This window comes from Acinetobacter sp. YH18001 (assembly GCF_013416975.1).
In the GTDB taxonomy this organism is placed as follows: Bacteria; Pseudomonadota; Gammaproteobacteria; order Pseudomonadales; family Moraxellaceae; genus Acinetobacter; species Acinetobacter pseudolwoffii.
The window spans coordinates 172,831-189,395 of the sequence record NZ_VPEU01000001.1 but is presented as its reverse complement, the minus strand read 5'-3'; the positions used below and the strand labels follow the sequence as shown (position 1 = coordinate 189,395).

Below are 16,565 nucleotides of genomic sequence, written 5' to 3'. Positions count from 1 at the left end.
TGGTTTGGTGGCGCACTTTGTATTGTCACAGAAAGACCGTAACGCTGTTCCGCTTGCAGCATCAGATTCAAAATGAGTTTAAAGACATCCATAAGTTTAGGAATGCTTCGATTGGGCACACAATCCTAAATAATGAAGGAGGAAGAAGCGAAAAAGATAAGGATGAATTTAATAATTTTATTTCTCGTATCACAATTAATAAATCTGGTTTTGACTTGTTGAGATATTCTAAAAAGAAAGAAGATACAGTTTATGAAGAAATTTCTATTTATGAGTTACTCAAGAAGCAATTAGATGAAGCAATTGTTCTCTTGAGAAGACTGAATAAAGAAATAATTATTATGGAAAATGAAGTTAAAAAGAAATTTGAAAATGAAAAATTAGTTGGCTTGTTGCCAATTTCTTATTGGTTTGAAAAAATTCATAGTATTTATGATGAGCAGAATAAACTATTTGCTTATACAGCTTTAGATAATATCCAGAGAGAATATTTAGCGTTAAAACAATCTTTAGAAAATCGATTATTACATGGTGAATATTGGTTTAATGAAATTGAAGATTATCTAGTTGCAATCGAGTTAATGAGAAAAGCAATGCGGAGCAATGATGAACGAGCTGGACGAATATATAATTTTTATCTTAATGAAAAAAATGACTATTTCAAAAGCTTAATGGCTGAAATTGATGAAAAGTATGAAATAAAAAACCCGCTTTAAAGCGGGTTTTTTATTAAATCGGAACTTAGTGCTGTAACACCGAAATATCAGCCACTTTCGTAAACAAATCACGCAGCTGAGCAAGCATACGTAAACGGTTTGCTTTAAGGTCTGCATCATCAGCCATGACCATCACACCGTCAAAGAACGCATCGACTGGTGCACGAAGTGCAGCTAAAGCTGAAAGTGCAGCAGTGTAGTCTTTGGCAGTAAATAACGGCTCAACCACAGGTGTAATTTTTGCAAGTTCAGCGAACAATGCTTTTTCAGCATCTTCAACCAGGTTTGCTTCAACCACTTGACCTTCAGGAGCAGCTTCTTTTGCAAGAATATTGGCAACACGCTTGTTTGCAGCAGCAAGCGCAGCAGCTTCAGGCAAGGCACGGAAGTGATTTACTGCATTGACACGCTTGTCAAAATCAAGTGGAGATTTTGGTGACAAGGCTTGAACAGCTTGAATCACATCAACAGCTACGCCTTGGTCTTCGTATTTCGCACGGTAACGGCCTTCAAGGAATGCAACTGCATCATTTAAAGTCTTGTCGTGATCTTTCAATACATCGCCATAAGCAGCTAAAGCAAGTTTGATCAGGTCTTCAATCGACACATCAAGTTCATTTTCAGTCACAAGACGCAAAATACCAATTGCAGAACGACGCAGTGCAAACGGGTCTTTAGAGCCTGTAGGCGCTTGACCAATACCAAAAATACCCGTCAAAGTATCTAAACGATCCGCAAGGGCAATGGTTGTACCTGTTTTGGTTTTCGGTAAAACGTCACCCGCGAATTTAGGTAAATACTGCTCGCCTAAAGACTCAGCAACTTCATCATTTTCGCCTTCAAGACGTGCGTAGTAAGTCCCCGCGATCCCTTGAAGTTCAGGGAACTCACCCACAAGTTCAGAGGTTAAGTCACATTTTGCAAGAAGCGCTGCTTTTTCAGCGTCTTGAGCATTTGCACCCGTAATAGGCGCTAAAGCCACAGCCAATTTTGCAATACGTTCAGACTTGTTCCAAAGCGTGCCCAATTCTGCTTGGAACACCATGTTCGCCAATTTCTCTTTACGAGAAGCAAGCGGTTGTTTTTGGTCTTGCAGGAAGAAGAATTCAGCATCCGACAAACGTGGACGAACCACTTTCTCGTTACCTTCAATAATTTGTGTTGGGTCTTTCGACTCAATGTTCGACACCGTAATGAAGTACGGTTGCAGTTTATTGTCAGCATTCACTAAACAGAAGTACTTTTGGTTGTCCTGCATGGTGGTAATTAATGCTTCTTGCGGAACAGCAAGGAAGCGTTCTTCAAAGCTGGCACGAAGCGCAACAGGCCATTCAACCAATGCTGTTACTTCGTCACGAAGGTCACTTGGTACAATTGCAATGGCATTGACTTCATCAGCCAACGCTTTCACTTGTTGGTCGATAATGGCTTGACGTTCTTCAAAAGAAGCCACAACATGCGCTGCTTTTAATTTTGCTAAGTATTCGTCAGCATGCGTTAAAGTGATTGCTTCAGGTGCATGGAAACGATGACCGAAAGTCACGTTAGCTGCTTTGTGATCCTGAATGGTTGCATCAACAATATCGTTGTCTTTAAGCAATACCACCCATTTCACAGGACGTACAAATTCAGTACGGCTCGCCGCAGAACGCATGCGTTTTGCAATTGGCAGGTTGTCTAATGCATTTTGTAAAATTTGTGGTAAAAGTGCATCAAGGCTTTGGCCTTTGACATCTTTTAGGTAGCACACTTTTTCAACTTTACCGGCTTGGAAAGTCGATACTTGATCAACCGTGATGCCTTGACCACGCATAAAGCCTTCAAGCGCCTTGGTTGGGTTGCCTTCCGCATCAAAGGCTGCTTGCTTTGCAGGGCCGTCGAAACGTTTTTGCGTGTCAGCTTGCGCGCCATCAACATTGGTAATTTTTAATGCTAAACGACGTGGTGCTGCATAGGCTTCGATAGAATCAAAAGCAAGACCAGCATCTTTTAAGCCTTTTACGGTTTCTGCTTGCAATGCATCACGTAATTTTTTAAGGCTTTTCGGTGGAAGTTCTTCACAGCCTAATTCGAACAAAACGGTATGTTTAGACATTATTTGCTCTCCTTAGATTCAACTTTTGCTTCCGCTTCAACTTGTGCTTTTAACTGCGCTAAAACTTCATCACGAAGCTCAGGTTCAGCCATCGGGAAGCCCAATTTCGCACGCGCTGCTACATAGCTATTTGCAATGGCACGTGCCAAAGTACGCACACGTAAAATATAACGTTGACGTTCAGTCACCGAAATCGCGCCACGCGCATCTAATAAGTTAAAGCAGTGTGATGCTTTAATCACTTGCTCATAAGCAGGCAATGGCAGTTCAGCTTCGATTAAACGCGTTGCTTCAGCTTCGTAGAAATCGAACAGCTCAAACATTTTTTCAACGTTTGCATATTCAAAGTTATAAGTTGACTGCTCAACTTCATTTTGATGGAACACATCGCCATAGGTCACAGTACCGAACTGACCTTTGGTCCAAACTAAATCGTAAACCGAGTCTACACCTTGCAAGTACATGGCAAGACGCTCAAGACCGTAGGTGATTTCGCCTGTCACTGGGTAGCATTCAACACCGCCCACTTGCTGGAAATAAGTAAACTGAGTCACTTCCATACCGTTGAGCCAGACTTCCCAGCCTAGACCCCAAGCGCCGAGGGTTGGCGATTCCCAGTTGTCTTCGACAAAACGAATGTCGTGTACCAGTGGGTCGATCCCAATCGCTTTAAGCGAGTCAAGGTAGAGCTGTTGGATGTTGTCCGGGTTTGGCTTCAGTACCACCTGGAATTGGTAATAATGTTGCAGACGGTTGGGGTTTTCGCCATAACGGCCATCTTTCGGACGACGTGACGGCTGAACGTAGGCTGCGTTCCAGGTTTCAGGCCCTAAAGCACGAAGGAAAGTCGCTGTATGGAATGTTCCTGCGCCCATTTCCATGTCGTAAGGCTGTAAAATTACACAGCCTTGCTCCGCCCAGTAAGTTTGTAAGGCAAGAATTAAGCCTTGGAAGGTATCAATATGCGATATGGCGCGACTCATGGTCATCCACTTAAAATTAGAGAAAAATTGTGCTCAATTATAAGGACTTTGCAGGGGAGTGGCAAAGGGTTAATGTGTGGAACCTTTTTTGAAAAAATCCAGAATACCTTTAAACAAGAAGAGTCATCTATGCATCTGTCGTGATTTCAGCTTTACTGGCCGATTGAGGCTAACTTAAAAATCAAGAATAAATCAGATATATGGCATCCGATTAACCGGAGCATTATAAAGCTCAACTGATCTTATACGATTAGCATCCTAAAATTAGTTTAATATTCACACAATATAATAATGCTTAAAAATAAGGAAATTCATGACCACTTATCAAATTCAATGTCATTTAAAATATAAGGTTGTCCAGACCACAGAATTTGTTTTTCTGATTCAGGCGGCACATCATTCCGATCAAACTATTCTTGAACAACAACTGACATTTAATATGCCTGTCGTATGGCGTGAATTCCAGGATTTAAATCATCAAAATCGTTATATACGTCTGCATGTCCAACCTTGTGATGTCTTTGAAGTGCATTATAACGCGACAGTTGAACGTCATCCGGTGATCAATGCAGATGCGCAGCATAATCTGAATGAAGTGCTGATTCCGGATTTGCCTGATGCGGTGCTGCCTTATTTGCTGGCCAGCCGTTACTGTAATTCGGATTTATTTGCAGAAATGGCCAATCGGTCCTTTGGCTGGATGACGCCGGGTTATGCGCGGGTCAAAGCGATTGAACAATGGATTTATAACAATATATTTTATGTTTCTGGCAGCACGGATCAGTTTAGTACTGCAACAGATGTGCTCATCCATCGGGCGGGCGTCTGTCGTGACTTTGCTCATTTAGGTATTGCGCTGTGTCGTGCTTTAGGCATTCCAGCACGCATGGTGGTCGGTTATGTCGAAATCGAAAAGTTTTTACCCGATTTTCACGCCATTTTTGAAGCTTATTTAGAGGGTGGGTGGGTACTGTTTGATCCGACCCGTTTGGCGCCTGTAGAAAATTTAATTCGGATTGGCACTGGCGTCGATGCCGGAGATGTGGCATTTTCGACCTTCTATGGTGAGGTCGAGCTGATTAAAATCGAGCCGATTATTCGCTCTGAATCAGATGAAAATCCGCTATCAAAGCCTACTGAAATTACTGCAAAATAACATGATTTTAAACAGTTTTATCAGCTTCATTGTAAGTCATAATGTTGTTGGAATATGCAGAAGCATAAAGCCTTAGCTATTCAAAACCATTTTGATGATGAGCAATCATGCCGACATTTTTTTCTAAAAAGTAGGCATACCTGCAGCATTAAAAGATATAAAACAAATATACCTTTAAGGCTGCTTGGTTCTATAATGCGGAAAATCGATAAAAAGTAAATCAGGTAGACTGTGTTTCACTCAAATCTAGACTGGCTCAATACCTTAAAACCAAACTTCAAAGTCCTTCCGCTCAAAGACCGTCTGTTATGCGGCATCGGTGCCCTGATCGGCTTGGCCGTATCTTCATTGCTGAGTTTGTGGATTCTGGGTGATTTTAAGGCCTGGTATATTGCACCGATGGGAGCGTCTTCGGTGTTGCTGTTTGCAGTGCCGGCCAGTCCTCTGGCACAGCCCTGGAATATTATGGTGGGGAATACCATTGCGGCTGTGGTCGGCGTAACCTGCGCATTATTCATGGCCAATCCGACTGAAGCTTTTAGTGTCGCCGTCGCTCTGTCGATTATGCTGATGATGACCACAGATTCCTTGCATCCCCCGAGTGGTGCGGTCGCGATTACTGCGGTCTTGGGCGGAAATGCGGTACATGATCTGGGCTATGCCTTTGTGTTTTATCCAGTGCTCTTAAATTCACTGCTGCTGATGATCATCGCCATTGTATTTAACCGCATGATTGGCAAGAGCTATCCGCAGCAGGCGCAACTGAATACCCGTTCTAAAGATCCAACCCCGACCCAGAAAGTTACCATTCAGCCGCAGGATATTCAGGACGTGCTAGACCAGCAAACAGAATTGCTGGATATCAGTGAATATGACCTGCAAAAGATTATTCTGGAAGCACAGGATATTGCCAATGCGCGGGCGGTGCATGAATTTACTTGTCAGGATATTATGACCAAAGATGTGGTCACGCTGCATGAAAATGACAATATTCATCATGCGCTGGACAAGTTTAAACAGATGAACCTGATGAGCCTGCCCGTGGTCAATGCAGAAGAAAAACTGGTCGGCACTTTGGCCATGTATGACGTGGTGGAATGGTTTAAGCGTGCTTCGGATATTCGCAGCAGTTGGGAAGATCAGGTCAGGCATATTATGAGCTTAAAAGTCGTCACGGTGCAGCCGACCCAGCCGATTCAGGATCTGGTGCCTTATTTTGTTGAACGTTCTTTTAATTATATTCCGGTGGTCAGTCAACAACAGCTGGTGGGAATTATCAGTCGTGCCGATATCATTGCTGCACTGAATCAGGAACTCAATCAACTTAAGATCAAAAGCAGAACTGAATAAGATGATTTTAGAGAAATTATCTGAGTTTAATGCATCTGCTTTGAGCAAGGATTTTGCTTAAAAAGCAGCGATACTTGCCAATAAAAAAGCACGCCAAAACGTGCTTTTTTATTGGACTTGGTTTAGAGGAAGAACCAGTAAATAAACAGTGAAATAATAAAGATACACATAATATTCAGTACAAAACCGACTTTCATCATTTCGCTTTGCTGGATATGACCGGTTCCAAAAACAATCGCATTGGGCGGGGTAGCTACCGGCAGCATAAAGGCACATGAGGCACCAATACCAATGACAATCACCAGAATTTCTTTGGGCATGCCCATCTGATCCGCAATTGCGGCAAATACTGGTACCAGCAGGGCAGCCGAAGCGGTATTACTGGTAAATTCAGTCAGGAAGATAATAAAAGTGGCGACTACAAAAATAATCATCAGCGGGGAGGCATCACCAAAGGCATTGGCCAGAGTTTGCCCCAGTACCAGCGAACTGCCTGAATCCTTCAGAATGGCACTCAAGGTCAGACCACCACCAAATAGGTACAAGACCCCCCAGTCGGTATTTTCTGCAATCTGTTTCCAGCTTGCGGTACCTAGAATTACCACCATACAGGCAGCCGAAATTGCAATCCAGGTATCCGGCTGAGAAATACCAAAAATTTCGGTGAATTTTTTACTGAAAATCCAGGCAATTGCAGTACAGAGAAAGAGGATCATGGTGGCTATACGGGTGCCGGTCCAGGGAATATCTTCGGTCACAAATTGTACTTTGTGATTTAGTTTTGGACGTAGTACCAGATATAAACTGACTAGCATGGCGGGGAGAATAATGAACATCATCGGCAAGCCGATTTTCATCCAGTCGGCAAAATCATAGCCGAGTGCCTTGGCGGCAATGGCATTCGGAGGGGAACCGACCATGGTGCCCAGCCCGCCAATACTGGCCGAATAGGCAATGCCGAGCAGGATAAAGACAAAAGTTTTACGATCCTTGCTGACATCCAGATGTGAAAGCAAGCCTAAGGCCAAAGGCAGCATCATGGCAGCAGTGGCCGTATTGGAAATCCACATGGACAGCAGCGCCGTCACCACAAAAATCGCCAGTACAGAAATACCCAAATGCCCACCAGACATGGAGATAATCCACATGGCAATTTTCCGGTCCAGCTTCTGGATATGCAATGCCGTTGCCAGCGCAAAACCACCAAAAAACAGGAAAATGACAGGATCGGCAAAAGTGGCCAAAGCGGCTTGTGTGGTGATGGGAACCAGTCCCCCGTCAGAGGCCATTGGCATGGCGAGTAACACCGCCATCACTGGAACTAAAAGTGCGGTAATGGTGATATGAATCGCTTCAGTCAGCCAGAGAATACCGATAAAAGCCAGCAGAGCCAGACCCTTATTGGCATTCTGGTCATAGGGCAGATAAAGATAGAGGCTATAGGCCACAATAGCTGCAACAACAATAAGGATCCAGCCTTTGAGCAGCCCTTTAGGCATCGCATTGGTTGGGGTGGCTAGATTGGTCTGAGTCATATGCACTCCTTGCAAGGTTTTTATTTACGTCATTTTTTTATATCAGCTTTGAATTTGTAATTTTGCTTTGTTTAAAAAATACCCTATTTAAAGATACTATAACCAGATTGTTGCAATAATCCAGCACTTTGCCAGAGGGCATACAGGCCCAAGCCAAAAAGTAAAGCCAGGACAATCCATTTGAAGTGCTGCTGAGATAAACGATGGCGTATTTTGCCTCCGATCCAGACACCAGCAAGGGCGAATAAGCTGATCCCGATCAGAATATGCTGTTGATGGGTTTCCAGTGTGATCAGAATTGGAAATAGTAAAATCAGCTGGATCAGTTTACCGGCAATAAAATTGAGATTACTGATAATAACAATATCTATCTTTGAGAGCTGGCAACTCATCAGATACATCATCAGAAAAGGTGCCATAGCATTGGTCGCACCTCCAATAATGCCGGCCAGTAAACCAAAACAGAGCATGCTGGAAATATGCGGACTAACTTGTAAGGGTCGTGCCCGTAACTGGTCCAAGACATAAAATACAATTACCAGACCCAATAACAGTTTTAAATAAGCCTCATTTAGCCAAAGTAACAGCTTGACCCCGAGTACACTGCCGATCAGGCTACTAAGCATTAATGGCCAATAGCGTTTTATATAATAGCCAATACTATTCAACAGACTATGTGCAGGATCGGCATTCAGCATGATCAGATTCAGCAGCAAACAGGGCAGAATGACAAGGGTAACCGCGATGCTAAGCGGATATGCGCTGGACAGAACAGCCGTACTCATCATGGGAAAGCCAAAGCCGCTTAAACCATGCAGCAGGGCTGCTACGGCACAGAGCCACAGCATCATCCATTCTGCCTGAGTCATCTGACATCCATTTCAAACATTGGAATATTGAATTTATCGCTAATTGAGCTAAAAGATAAAGTAAAAAGCTGTCATACAGCATAGAAATAACAAAAATATAGGCAAAAAAAAGCCACGATAATCTAGGGGAATTATCGTGGCATCAAAATCTCACCCCATTAGACTGGGTGAAGGAGGAAGCACTTCAATACATCTTGCTATAAATTAGGATGCAGATTAATAGCGTTTATCCTGATTGACGGTGCGCACAGGATTTTGATAGTCCTGAACTTGCTGAACCTTGTCCTGTTCAATGCTGTACTGCTTTTTTGGCATGATTAACCACAGAACCAGATAGACCAGAATACCCGGAAATGCAGCACTCATGACCGAAATCACCACAAAGATAAGGCGTAATAAATTTGCGTTCCAACCAAAACGTTCAGCAATACCACCCATCACACCTGCAATCATGTTTGAGCGGTTAGAGCGATATAAACCAACATTGGCCATTAAAATCTCCTGATTAAAAATAGGGTTGAATCCTAAAACAGATCCATACTTCAAAAATGGAGTTGGATCAAATTTTTTAAAGTGCTGATTGCAAATAAATTCGTTAAGTAATGTTAATAAAGATTAAATCCAGCTCTAAGAGCCACTAACATAGTGAAAATTCTATTGAACTCTTGTGTAAAGTTCATTGGCTTGCAATGTGCTCTGTACGTGCTGTGTTTCCTAATTTAGGTATGCTTTAAAATGAAATTGGATGTATCAAGTTGTACATTAAGCAGTTTTTTTAAATTCGGCCTAATGTTGGGGGGGATGGGCATACTACAGGCTTGTGATCGCCATCAAGTCAAGCCTGAGCAGGAGCTTCAGGCAGAATCAGGACAGGAGGGGGTGAAAATTTCCGCTGCGAATGCACAGCCTGATGTCGTGCCGGTGAGTGCAAAATCTTTAACTCAGGTAGCAGGGCAAGCTACCCTTCGGGCAGAAACCGAGTCAAATCTGGCCGTCGTACCAGATTATGCCAAAGATTTTATCGGCCGCTATTATACCGAGATCGACTGTGATGGTAACTTTGCGCCCTGCAATGAGGGTAAGGCAGAATTTATTTTGACCTTAATGCCGGATGGTACGGTGCATCGCAGCATTTTGCAGTATGGCAAAGTGTTTATTGATAATGCCAAAAGTAGCACTGCCAGCAATATCACCTATCGCAAAGACCGTTGGTTTATCAATCCGGAGCGTACCGAGGTGGTGGTGAGTCGTAAAGAAGGGGCGAGCTTTTATTATACGATTAAGGATTCGAACCATCTGGTGATGAATCTGGACAAAATCTATAGTGAAAAGGAAAGAATCAATCGTGAATTATTTGATCGCGGCTATCCTGCACCCTCTAAAGCTTATGAGCTGGTAAAAGACACCACATTTGATATTAGAAAATAATGCGATAAGAAACGGCGCTGCTCTTTTTTTTAGAATTAGATTAAAGAAAACTATTTATAACTGTTTAAAAATCAAAACAAGTTTTGAAGACAAATCAGCCTAAAATCCAAGCGTGAAAATATAATAGCAGCTGATAGAAAGCAAATGAAAATAGTGTAGGGGATGTTTCAGAAGACATTCTAAGTAAAGAATGGTGGGCCGTCCGCGACTCGAACGCGGGACCAATGGATTAAAAGTCCACTGCTCTACCAACTGAGCTAACGGCCCATTCTGGGTAATCAAAATGAATTTGATTGAGATTTCTAAAACTGATGTTTTAGAATGATGGTGGGCCGTCCGCGACTCGAACGCGGGACCAATGGATTAAAAGTCCACTGCTCTACCAACTGAGCTAACGGCCCATCAAGGGATATCAAAGAAATGGTGGGCCGTCCGCGACTCGAACGCGGGACCAATGGATTAAAAGTCCACTGCTCTACCAACTGAGCTAACGGCCCTGAACCGGCATTCAAACTAGGTTTGAATGTATAGTGCAAGTCAAGCTAAATAGCTTAAAGCACCACTTTGTTTGATGGAGCGTATTGTAGCAAGATCTCATTTCAGCGCAAGCAAAAAATAACAAAGTTGCCCATGTTTGATTATAAATAGAACAATTGTGCTTTATCTAAACAAAAAATAGGCAACTTCAGTACTTAGAAGCGATATTGGTAGGCCTGAATGTTGGCAAAAATCTCTGCTGTGAGCTCAGAATAGGCCGTTGCACCTGGTAAGAGAACCAACAGGCGTTCATCGGTTTTATTCGGATCAAATGCTTGCTCTTTCAACCTGTTTTTCTGGTATTTAAAGGTGCCTGTCGTTTCGACTTGCTGCTGGATACGTAAAAACACCGGAACGGCATAAGCAGGCAAGCACTGTTTAAAGGTGCTGACCATCTGTTGCAGGTCTTCTTGATCCAGTTGCATGTCTGGTTTTAAGGTCAGCGCTGCCATCCCGGCACGACCATTGGTATTGGGGATTTCCACGCCATACACCACCGCTTCAACGATTTTGTCATACTCGGTCAGCATGTTTTCAACTTCAGTCGTGGAAACATTTTCACCTTTCCAGCGGAAAGTATCACCTAAGCGGTCGACAAACTGGGCATGACGAAAGCCGATATTACGTACCAGATCGCCCGTATTGAAATAAGCATCACCTTTGCCAAATACATCCTGCATGATCACGGACTTGTTTTTTTCCGGGTCGGTATAACCATCAAAGGGTGAGCGACGGGTAATTTTACCAATCAGTAAACCTGTTTCACCTTTTTTCACCCGTTTGCAGTGACCCTTGTTATCCCGAACCGGTTCATTTTTATCTTTATCAAAGGCAATAATGGCATAGGGTGTCGGGGAGAAACCGACGGTATTGTCAAAATTGAAAATATTGCTAAAACCGACATTGCCTTCACTGGACGCATACAATTCCAGCACTTCCTGAATCCCAAAACGGGATTTGAACTTGTCCCAGATATTCGGGCGCATGCCATTTCCAATCATTCGGGTGACCCGATGGTCTTTTTCCAGTTCAGAGGGAGGGGCATCCATCAGATAGCGGCACAACTCACCGACATAGCCAATCGCAGAGGCATCAAATTTCTTTACATCTTTCCAGAAGGAGGAGGTCGAGAATTTACGTCGAATCGCAAGCGTTCCTGCACCTGCAATCACGCCACACCAGCACACCACCATGCCTGTGGCATGATAAAGCGGCAGGGTGCAGTACATCACATCATCTTTCTTCAGGTTTAGCACATGGCCATAGGTGCCATAAGCCAGCGTCCAGCGTCCGTTGGTAAAGATGACTGCCTTAGGCAGGCCGGTGGTGCCCGACGTATAAATGTAGAACAGCCCATCTTTGCCTTGCACCGAATGGGTGGTCGGTGGATTGAATTTCGGGGAGAGATCGATTTTTTCAGCCAGATTGATAAAGCCCGCAGGCGCCTGACCCGGATCGGCTTGAGTATTTTGATCGGCAAACCAATGCAGGCGATCACTGCTAATATTGAGGTCATCACGAATCTCGTTGACCGCGTTCCGGCACTCTTCACCGACAATCACCGCAATTGGTTTGACCAGGTTGATACTGTGGGTCAGCACTTTGCCGACTTGAGAGGTATTGACCAGAGCGATGGTCACACCCAGTTTAGCCAGACCAATCACGCTGGCAATCAGTTCAGGGCGGTTCTCGACTATGACAGCAACAACATCACCTTTCTTGGCACCCAAGGACAGATAGAAATGGGCAATCTGGTTGGCCCAAGCATTGAGAGCGGCATAGCTATAGCTTTGCTCTTCAAAACGCAAGGCGATACCTTCCGGGTTGCGCTTGGTCGCTTTTTCAAAAGCCAGACCCAGGCCGGCCGGTGTGTTCGGAGTACGTAAATATGCCTGTCTTAGACCAGTGAGCAAATTGGGCACTTTGGTCAAGAAAGCCGGGATTTTGGCAGCGACATTTGCAATCCCAATCAGATCGTGTGGTTTCATTTGGGTCATGAGAATCCTATTTATTTTTCGTATCCGATACGTTCAATTTATATACAGTAGACGAGCTATCCATCTTTTAGCGTTAAAACACTAGTGCAATCAACCTATTCTGACTAAATCTAGCAAAAAAAACCTAGTCATCGAAATGACTAGGTTTTTTTATGTGACTGCAATTGGGCAAATTATGACTCAGTTGCAGTATTGGCTTTTTTCGGTGGACGGCCACGTGGACGACGCGGGCGAGCAGCTTGCTTCTCGGCTTTTTCCGCTTCGCTGGCTTCAGCTTCCTCTACGGTCGCTTCTGCCACATCTTTGCTTTTTGCCACAGGCGCTTCTGTTTCAGCACTTGCTTCAGCTGGAGCCACTTCTTCGACCTGAACTTCAGCTGGTGCAACTTCAGTGGTCACTTCTACTGGTGCTGCGGTTTCAGTTGCTGGTTCCGTCGATTGAGTATTTTCCGTCGTTTCAACCACTGCTTCCGATGCTACAGGTGCTTCAGTTACAGCTGCTTCAACAGGTTCAGCTGGTGCTTCTACTGCTACAGGTTCTGGCGCAGCTTCAACTGCCGGCGCGGCTTCCACTTTTGCCTGCTGTTTGGCTTGTTGCAAAGCCTGCTCCGCAGCCTGTTTGGCCAAACGGCGACGCTCACGTGGATCGTTGGCAACACGCTTGTCTGAGACCGGTTTTGGTGGGTTCAGGTCCAGGACTGGAGCAGGCTCTGCTTCAACCTTGGCTACCGTTACTTCAACATCACGGGTGACCGGTTTTTTCTCTGCAGCAGCAGGCGCTGCGGCAGCCACCAGACTCGCGTTGTACTCTTTCGTGAACTTTTCTAAAGCACGGTTGAAGGTTGGTAATAAACCAAACTGTTCAATCAGCACTGAGCAGTCTTCACCATAGACATGACGAATCAGGCTACCAATGGTGAACTGGCCCAAAGTTGGCACTTGTGACGGTGTTAACTGCTGAGCTGCAGGTTGTTGCGACTGTGCTGCACGCTGCTGGCGACGACGCTGACGCGGATCGTTGCTGGCCCGTGTTTTTTCAGACGTTGCTTCAGTCGCTACAATTTCTTCCACAGGAGCTGTCAAGGTGGCTTCAACCACATTTTCAGCTGCAGCCGCTTCAACTGGCGCATCTGCCGGTGCAGTGACTTCAACTGCTGGCGTTGCAACTGTAGCATTGTCATTCAATGCCACGATTTCGCTTTTTGCCTGGTCAATATTTACGACCATTGCTGTTGGCATCACATCCGTACGGGGTGCATCGACCAATTCAACACGAAGCTGCTTGTCATTGACGGCCGGCGCTTCAACAACTGCAGGAGCTGCCTGAGGCGCTTGTTCGTTCAGAACACTTGGATCGCGGTGGCGATTTGGGCGTTCCGGACGTTGCTGGTTGCGGCGGTCACGGCGCGGCATTGCCTGTTGTGGCTGTTGTTCATTGTTCTGAACATCATTTTGCTGCGCTGGCTCGTTGTGATGCTGACGGCGAGAATGACGCTTGTTTTCACGTGCTTCATGGCGTTGTTCTTGACGAGACACCTGAACCACTTCTTCATGCACTTGATGTTGCTGAGGTGCAGGAGCTTCAGACTGAACCTGCTCGCGCGGTTCTTTGTGCTTCGGGTTCGGGTTGCGCGGTTTCTTGTTGTGACGTGGTGCCCTTTCTTCACGCTCTGCCGGTTTTTCTGCCGCATCACGTTCCTGTTTTTGTGCAACAGTCGATGGTGCCAGGTAAGCATTATTGTTGCTTGATACAGCAGCAGGTTGTGCTACGTGCTGTGGTGCTGGCTGTGCAACCGGTGCAGCCACCTGACCGAACTGGCCACGACTTACCGCACCGCCATTGATCATTTGTTCAATCGCTGCTGCAGCATTATTGGCAGTACGTGATGGATCAACAGTCGCTGCCTGTTTTTGTACAAACAGGTTTTCTAACCATGCACATGGGCTGCTTGAAGCTACTGGAGCTACTGCCTGTACAGGTGTTTGCTGTGCCACTTGCGGTTGAGCCGGCTGGTTTTGTGGATTGCGGCGTTTATTGTTATTACGGCCGTTGTTTTGTTGCGGCTGTGAAGGCGCTGGTGCTGCGTGTTGCGCATGCTGCTCTTCTTCTAGATGCCATTCAGAAGACTCATAGCCCAATTCTTTTTCACTTGAACGGGTCGCTTCGGTACGCTCATAGCTGGTTGGTGCAAAGCCTTCAGCATTATAAGTGATTTCATAATGCGGAGTTTCCAGATGCGGATGCGGCAATACTGTCACACGTACATTCGAGGTCTGTTCCAGATATACCAAGGTATGACGCTTTTCATTCAACATGAATGCAGCAATTTCGACCGGAACTTCGACCTGAACTTCACCTTGACGTTCACGCAGCGCAATCTCTTCCACTTTACGCATGATTGAAAGTGAAAGTGAACGCAAGTCACGTACCATGCCAGTACCATGACAGCGTGGGCAGACATAGCCAGTCGCTTCTTCAAGAGAAGGACGTAGACGCTGACGGCTCATTTCCATCAGGCCAAAACGTGACAATTGACCGAATTGAATACGGGCACGGTCACTCTGGGTCGCTTCACGAAGTTTCGCTTCCACCATACGCTGGTTGCGATCTTTGGTCATGTCGATAAAGTCGATCACCACCAGGCCGCCGATATCGCGTAAACGGAGTTGACGCGCAATTTCTTCTGCAGCTTCAATATTGGTGTTCAGCGCAGTATCTTCAACATCGCTACCGCGGGTCGATTTTGCTGAGTTGATGTCAATCGAAACCAAAGCTTCAGTTTGATCGATGACGATCGAACCGCCAGAAGGGAGTTTTACTTCACGTTCATAGGCAGTCTGAATCTGGCTTTCAATCGCGAAATGAGCAAATAAAGGCTCATTTAAGGTATAGGTTTTCAGTTTGTCGAGTTGACGTGGCATCACTGCTTTTACGAAGTTATAAGCTTCGTTATAGGCTTGCTCAGAGTCAATTAGAATTTCCGCAACATCATCACGCAGGTAGTCACGAATGGCACGTGTCACCACACCCGCTTCCTGATGCACCAACATTGGAGATGGGCCAGAACTTGCTGTTTTCTGGATTTGTGCCCAAAGGTCAAGCAGATGTTGCAGATCAAGTTGCAGCTCTTCTTGTGAACGGCCGATGCCGGCAGTACGCACAATCACGCTCATGCCACGTGGTACGTTAAGCGTCGCCAGCATTTCTTTCAGTTCTTCACGCACAGCACCAGAAATTTGACGGCTGATACCACCACCTTTCGGGTTGTTTGGCATTAAAACCAGGTAACGGCCAGCAAGTGAAATAAACGTAGACAGGGCAGCGCCTTTATTGCCACGCTCTTCTTTTTCCACCTGAACCAAAAGCTCGGTGCCTTCCGTGATCAGTTCACGGATATTTGAGGTCTGGCGTGGATCGGCTTTGTAATATGAGTTTGCGATTTCACGCATCGACAGGAAGCCTTGACGACCTGCACCATATTCGACGAATACAGCTTCTAAAGAAGGCTCAACGCGAGTCACGTGACCTTTATAGATATTGGATTTTTTTTGTTCACGGGTACGATTCTCTAAATCAAAATCGTAAAGACGCTGACCAGTGACAAGTGCAACGCGAATTTCTTCGGCATGTGTTGCATTAATCAACATACGTTTCATGGGTGTAACACCTTATAGTGATACACAGCAAAAAATCGCTATACACGTAGCGAACATCACACATCACGGATCAATGGCTCAAATCTGCAATGAATTTCATTGTGGTCTGAGTCTTTTCTTACCGGCTTCTACTTGTATAGATAGGCTTCGGTTTTGATTCACGTATTGATGATGGCAATACGGCTTCAATCTTTAAACGGATTAAAGTCACCTGAACGCTTCACTGGCGGACGAGCGGTGCAT

At 45.1% G+C, this 16,565-nt stretch carries 11 protein-coding genes and 3 tRNA genes; 4 read left to right on the top strand and 10 right to left on the bottom strand.

What is annotated here, in order from left to right; all coding sequences use genetic code 11:
- A partial coding sequence (locus FTV48_RS00885; RefSeq protein ID WP_218945850.1) for a hypothetical protein occupies window positions 1–716 on the top strand: 716 nt, incomplete at its 5' end.
- 25 nt (window positions 717–741) lie between these two features.
- On the opposite strand, the gene glyS is transcribed toward FTV48_RS00885, so the two are convergent.
- Both glyS and glyQ read right to left on the bottom strand, forming a co-directional pair.
- Window positions 742–2,811: a glycine--tRNA ligase subunit beta gene (gene glyS / locus FTV48_RS00880; RefSeq protein ID WP_179999125.1), complete on the bottom strand. Its 2,070-nt coding sequence runs from the start codon at window positions 2,809–2,811 to the stop codon at window positions 742–744.
- The gene (glyQ, locus tag FTV48_RS00875; RefSeq protein WP_005095400.1) at window positions 2,811–3,794 is read right to left on the bottom strand and encodes a glycine--tRNA ligase subunit alpha; all 984 of its coding nucleotides are present in this window, start codon (window positions 3,792–3,794) and stop codon (window positions 2,811–2,813) included. Before glyQ ends, glyS begins: the two co-directional genes overlap by 1 nt.
- A 313-nt stretch (window positions 3,795–4,107) precedes the next feature.
- Here glyQ and FTV48_RS00870 point away from each other — a divergent pair, with 313 nt between their 5' ends.
- Together FTV48_RS00870 and FTV48_RS00865 are read left to right on the top strand one after the other, a co-directional pair.
- A complete protein-coding gene (locus FTV48_RS00870) occupies window positions 4,108–4,950 on the top strand; it encodes a transglutaminase family protein (RefSeq protein WP_179999123.1) in 843 nt (280 codons plus the stop codon).
- 231 nt (window positions 4,951–5,181) lie between these two features.
- Window positions 5,182–6,300 (top strand): HPP family protein, encoded by a 1,119-nt coding sequence (locus FTV48_RS00865; protein ID WP_005095404.1) that lies wholly within the window; start codon window positions 5,182–5,184, stop codon window positions 6,298–6,300.
- A 122-nt stretch (window positions 6,301–6,422) separates the two neighbouring features.
- On the opposite strand, the gene FTV48_RS00860 is transcribed toward FTV48_RS00865, so the two are convergent.
- The 3 genes from FTV48_RS00860 to FTV48_RS00850 form a co-directional block, all read right to left on the bottom strand.
- Entirely contained in the window at window positions 6,423–7,835 is a 1,413-nt protein-coding gene (locus tag FTV48_RS00860) for a DASS family sodium-coupled anion symporter (RefSeq protein WP_005172903.1), read from the bottom strand.
- 83 nt (window positions 7,836–7,918) lie between these two features.
- On the bottom strand, window positions 7,919–8,704 hold the full coding sequence (locus tag FTV48_RS00855) for a sulfite exporter TauE/SafE family protein (protein WP_100329294.1): 786 nt from the start codon (window positions 8,702–8,704) through the stop codon (window positions 7,919–7,921).
- A 216-nt stretch (window positions 8,705–8,920) separates the two neighbouring features.
- Window positions 8,921–9,196 carry a PspC domain-containing protein gene (locus FTV48_RS00850; protein ID WP_005172901.1) on the bottom strand — a complete coding sequence of 92 codons (276 nt, stop codon included), beginning with the start codon at window positions 9,194–9,196 and terminating at the stop codon, window positions 8,921–8,923.
- 243 nt (window positions 9,197–9,439) lie between these two features.
- Between FTV48_RS00850 and FTV48_RS00845 the strand changes: the two genes are divergently transcribed.
- Window positions 9,440–10,132, top strand: coding sequence for a hypothetical protein (locus FTV48_RS00845; protein WP_005172899.1), 693 nt, complete (start codon window positions 9,440–9,442; stop codon window positions 10,130–10,132).
- A gap of 191 nt (window positions 10,133–10,323) precedes the next feature.
- Here the strand turns inward: FTV48_RS00845 and FTV48_RS00840 are convergent.
- The 5 genes from FTV48_RS00840 to FTV48_RS00820 all read right to left on the bottom strand — a co-directional run bounded on the left by FTV48_RS00840 (window position 10,324) and on the right by FTV48_RS00820 (window position 16,322).
- Window positions 10,324–10,399: transfer RNA gene (locus tag FTV48_RS00840), tRNA-Lys, on the bottom strand.
- Between the two features lie 58 nt (window positions 10,400–10,457).
- Window positions 10,458–10,533, bottom strand: a tRNA-Lys gene (locus FTV48_RS00835).
- 20 nt (window positions 10,534–10,553) lie between these two features.
- Window positions 10,554–10,629: transfer RNA gene (locus FTV48_RS00830), tRNA-Lys, on the bottom strand.
- 195 nt (window positions 10,630–10,824) lie between these two features.
- The gene (locus tag FTV48_RS00825) at window positions 10,825–12,657 is read right to left on the bottom strand and encodes a long-chain-acyl-CoA synthetase (RefSeq protein WP_373683522.1); all 1,833 of its coding nucleotides are present in this window, start codon (window positions 12,655–12,657) and stop codon (window positions 10,825–10,827) included.
- A 182-nt stretch (window positions 12,658–12,839) separates the two neighbouring features.
- Window positions 12,840–16,322: an Rne/Rng family ribonuclease gene (locus tag FTV48_RS00820; protein WP_179999119.1), complete on the bottom strand. Its 3,483-nt coding sequence runs from the start codon at window positions 16,320–16,322 to the stop codon at window positions 12,840–12,842.
- Between the last annotated feature and the right edge of the window lie 243 nt (window positions 16,323–16,565).

Excerpts from the sequence above, each read along its gene's own strand:
- glyS (WP_179999125.1), bottom strand. The coding sequence starts at position 2,811 with ATGTCTAAACATACCGTTTTGTTCGAATTAGGCTGTGAAGAACTTCCA.
- glyQ (WP_005095400.1), bottom strand. The coding sequence starts at position 3,794 with ATGAGTCGCGCCATATCGCATATTGATACCTTCCAAGGCTTAATTCTT.
- FTV48_RS00870 (WP_179999123.1), top strand. The coding sequence starts at position 4,108 with ATGACCACTTATCAAATTCAATGTCATTTAAAATATAAGGTTGTCCAG.
- FTV48_RS00860 (WP_005172903.1), bottom strand. The coding sequence starts at position 7,835 with ATGACTCAGACCAATCTAGCCACCCCAACCAATGCGATGCCTAAAGGG.
- FTV48_RS00855 (WP_100329294.1), bottom strand. The coding sequence starts at position 8,704 with ATGACTCAGGCAGAATGGATGATGCTGTGGCTCTGTGCCGTAGCAGCC.
- FTV48_RS00850 (WP_005172901.1), bottom strand. The coding sequence starts at position 9,196 with ATGGCCAATGTTGGTTTATATCGCTCTAACCGCTCAAACATGATTGCA.
- FTV48_RS00845 (WP_005172899.1), top strand. The coding sequence starts at position 9,440 with ATGAAATTGGATGTATCAAGTTGTACATTAAGCAGTTTTTTTAAATTC.
- FTV48_RS00825 (WP_373683522.1), bottom strand. The coding sequence starts at position 12,657 with ATGAAACCACACGATCTGATTGGGATTGCAAATGTCGCTGCCAAAATC.
- FTV48_RS00820 (WP_179999119.1), bottom strand. The coding sequence starts at position 16,322 with ATGAAACGTATGTTGATTAATGCAACACATGCCGAAGAAATTCGCGTT.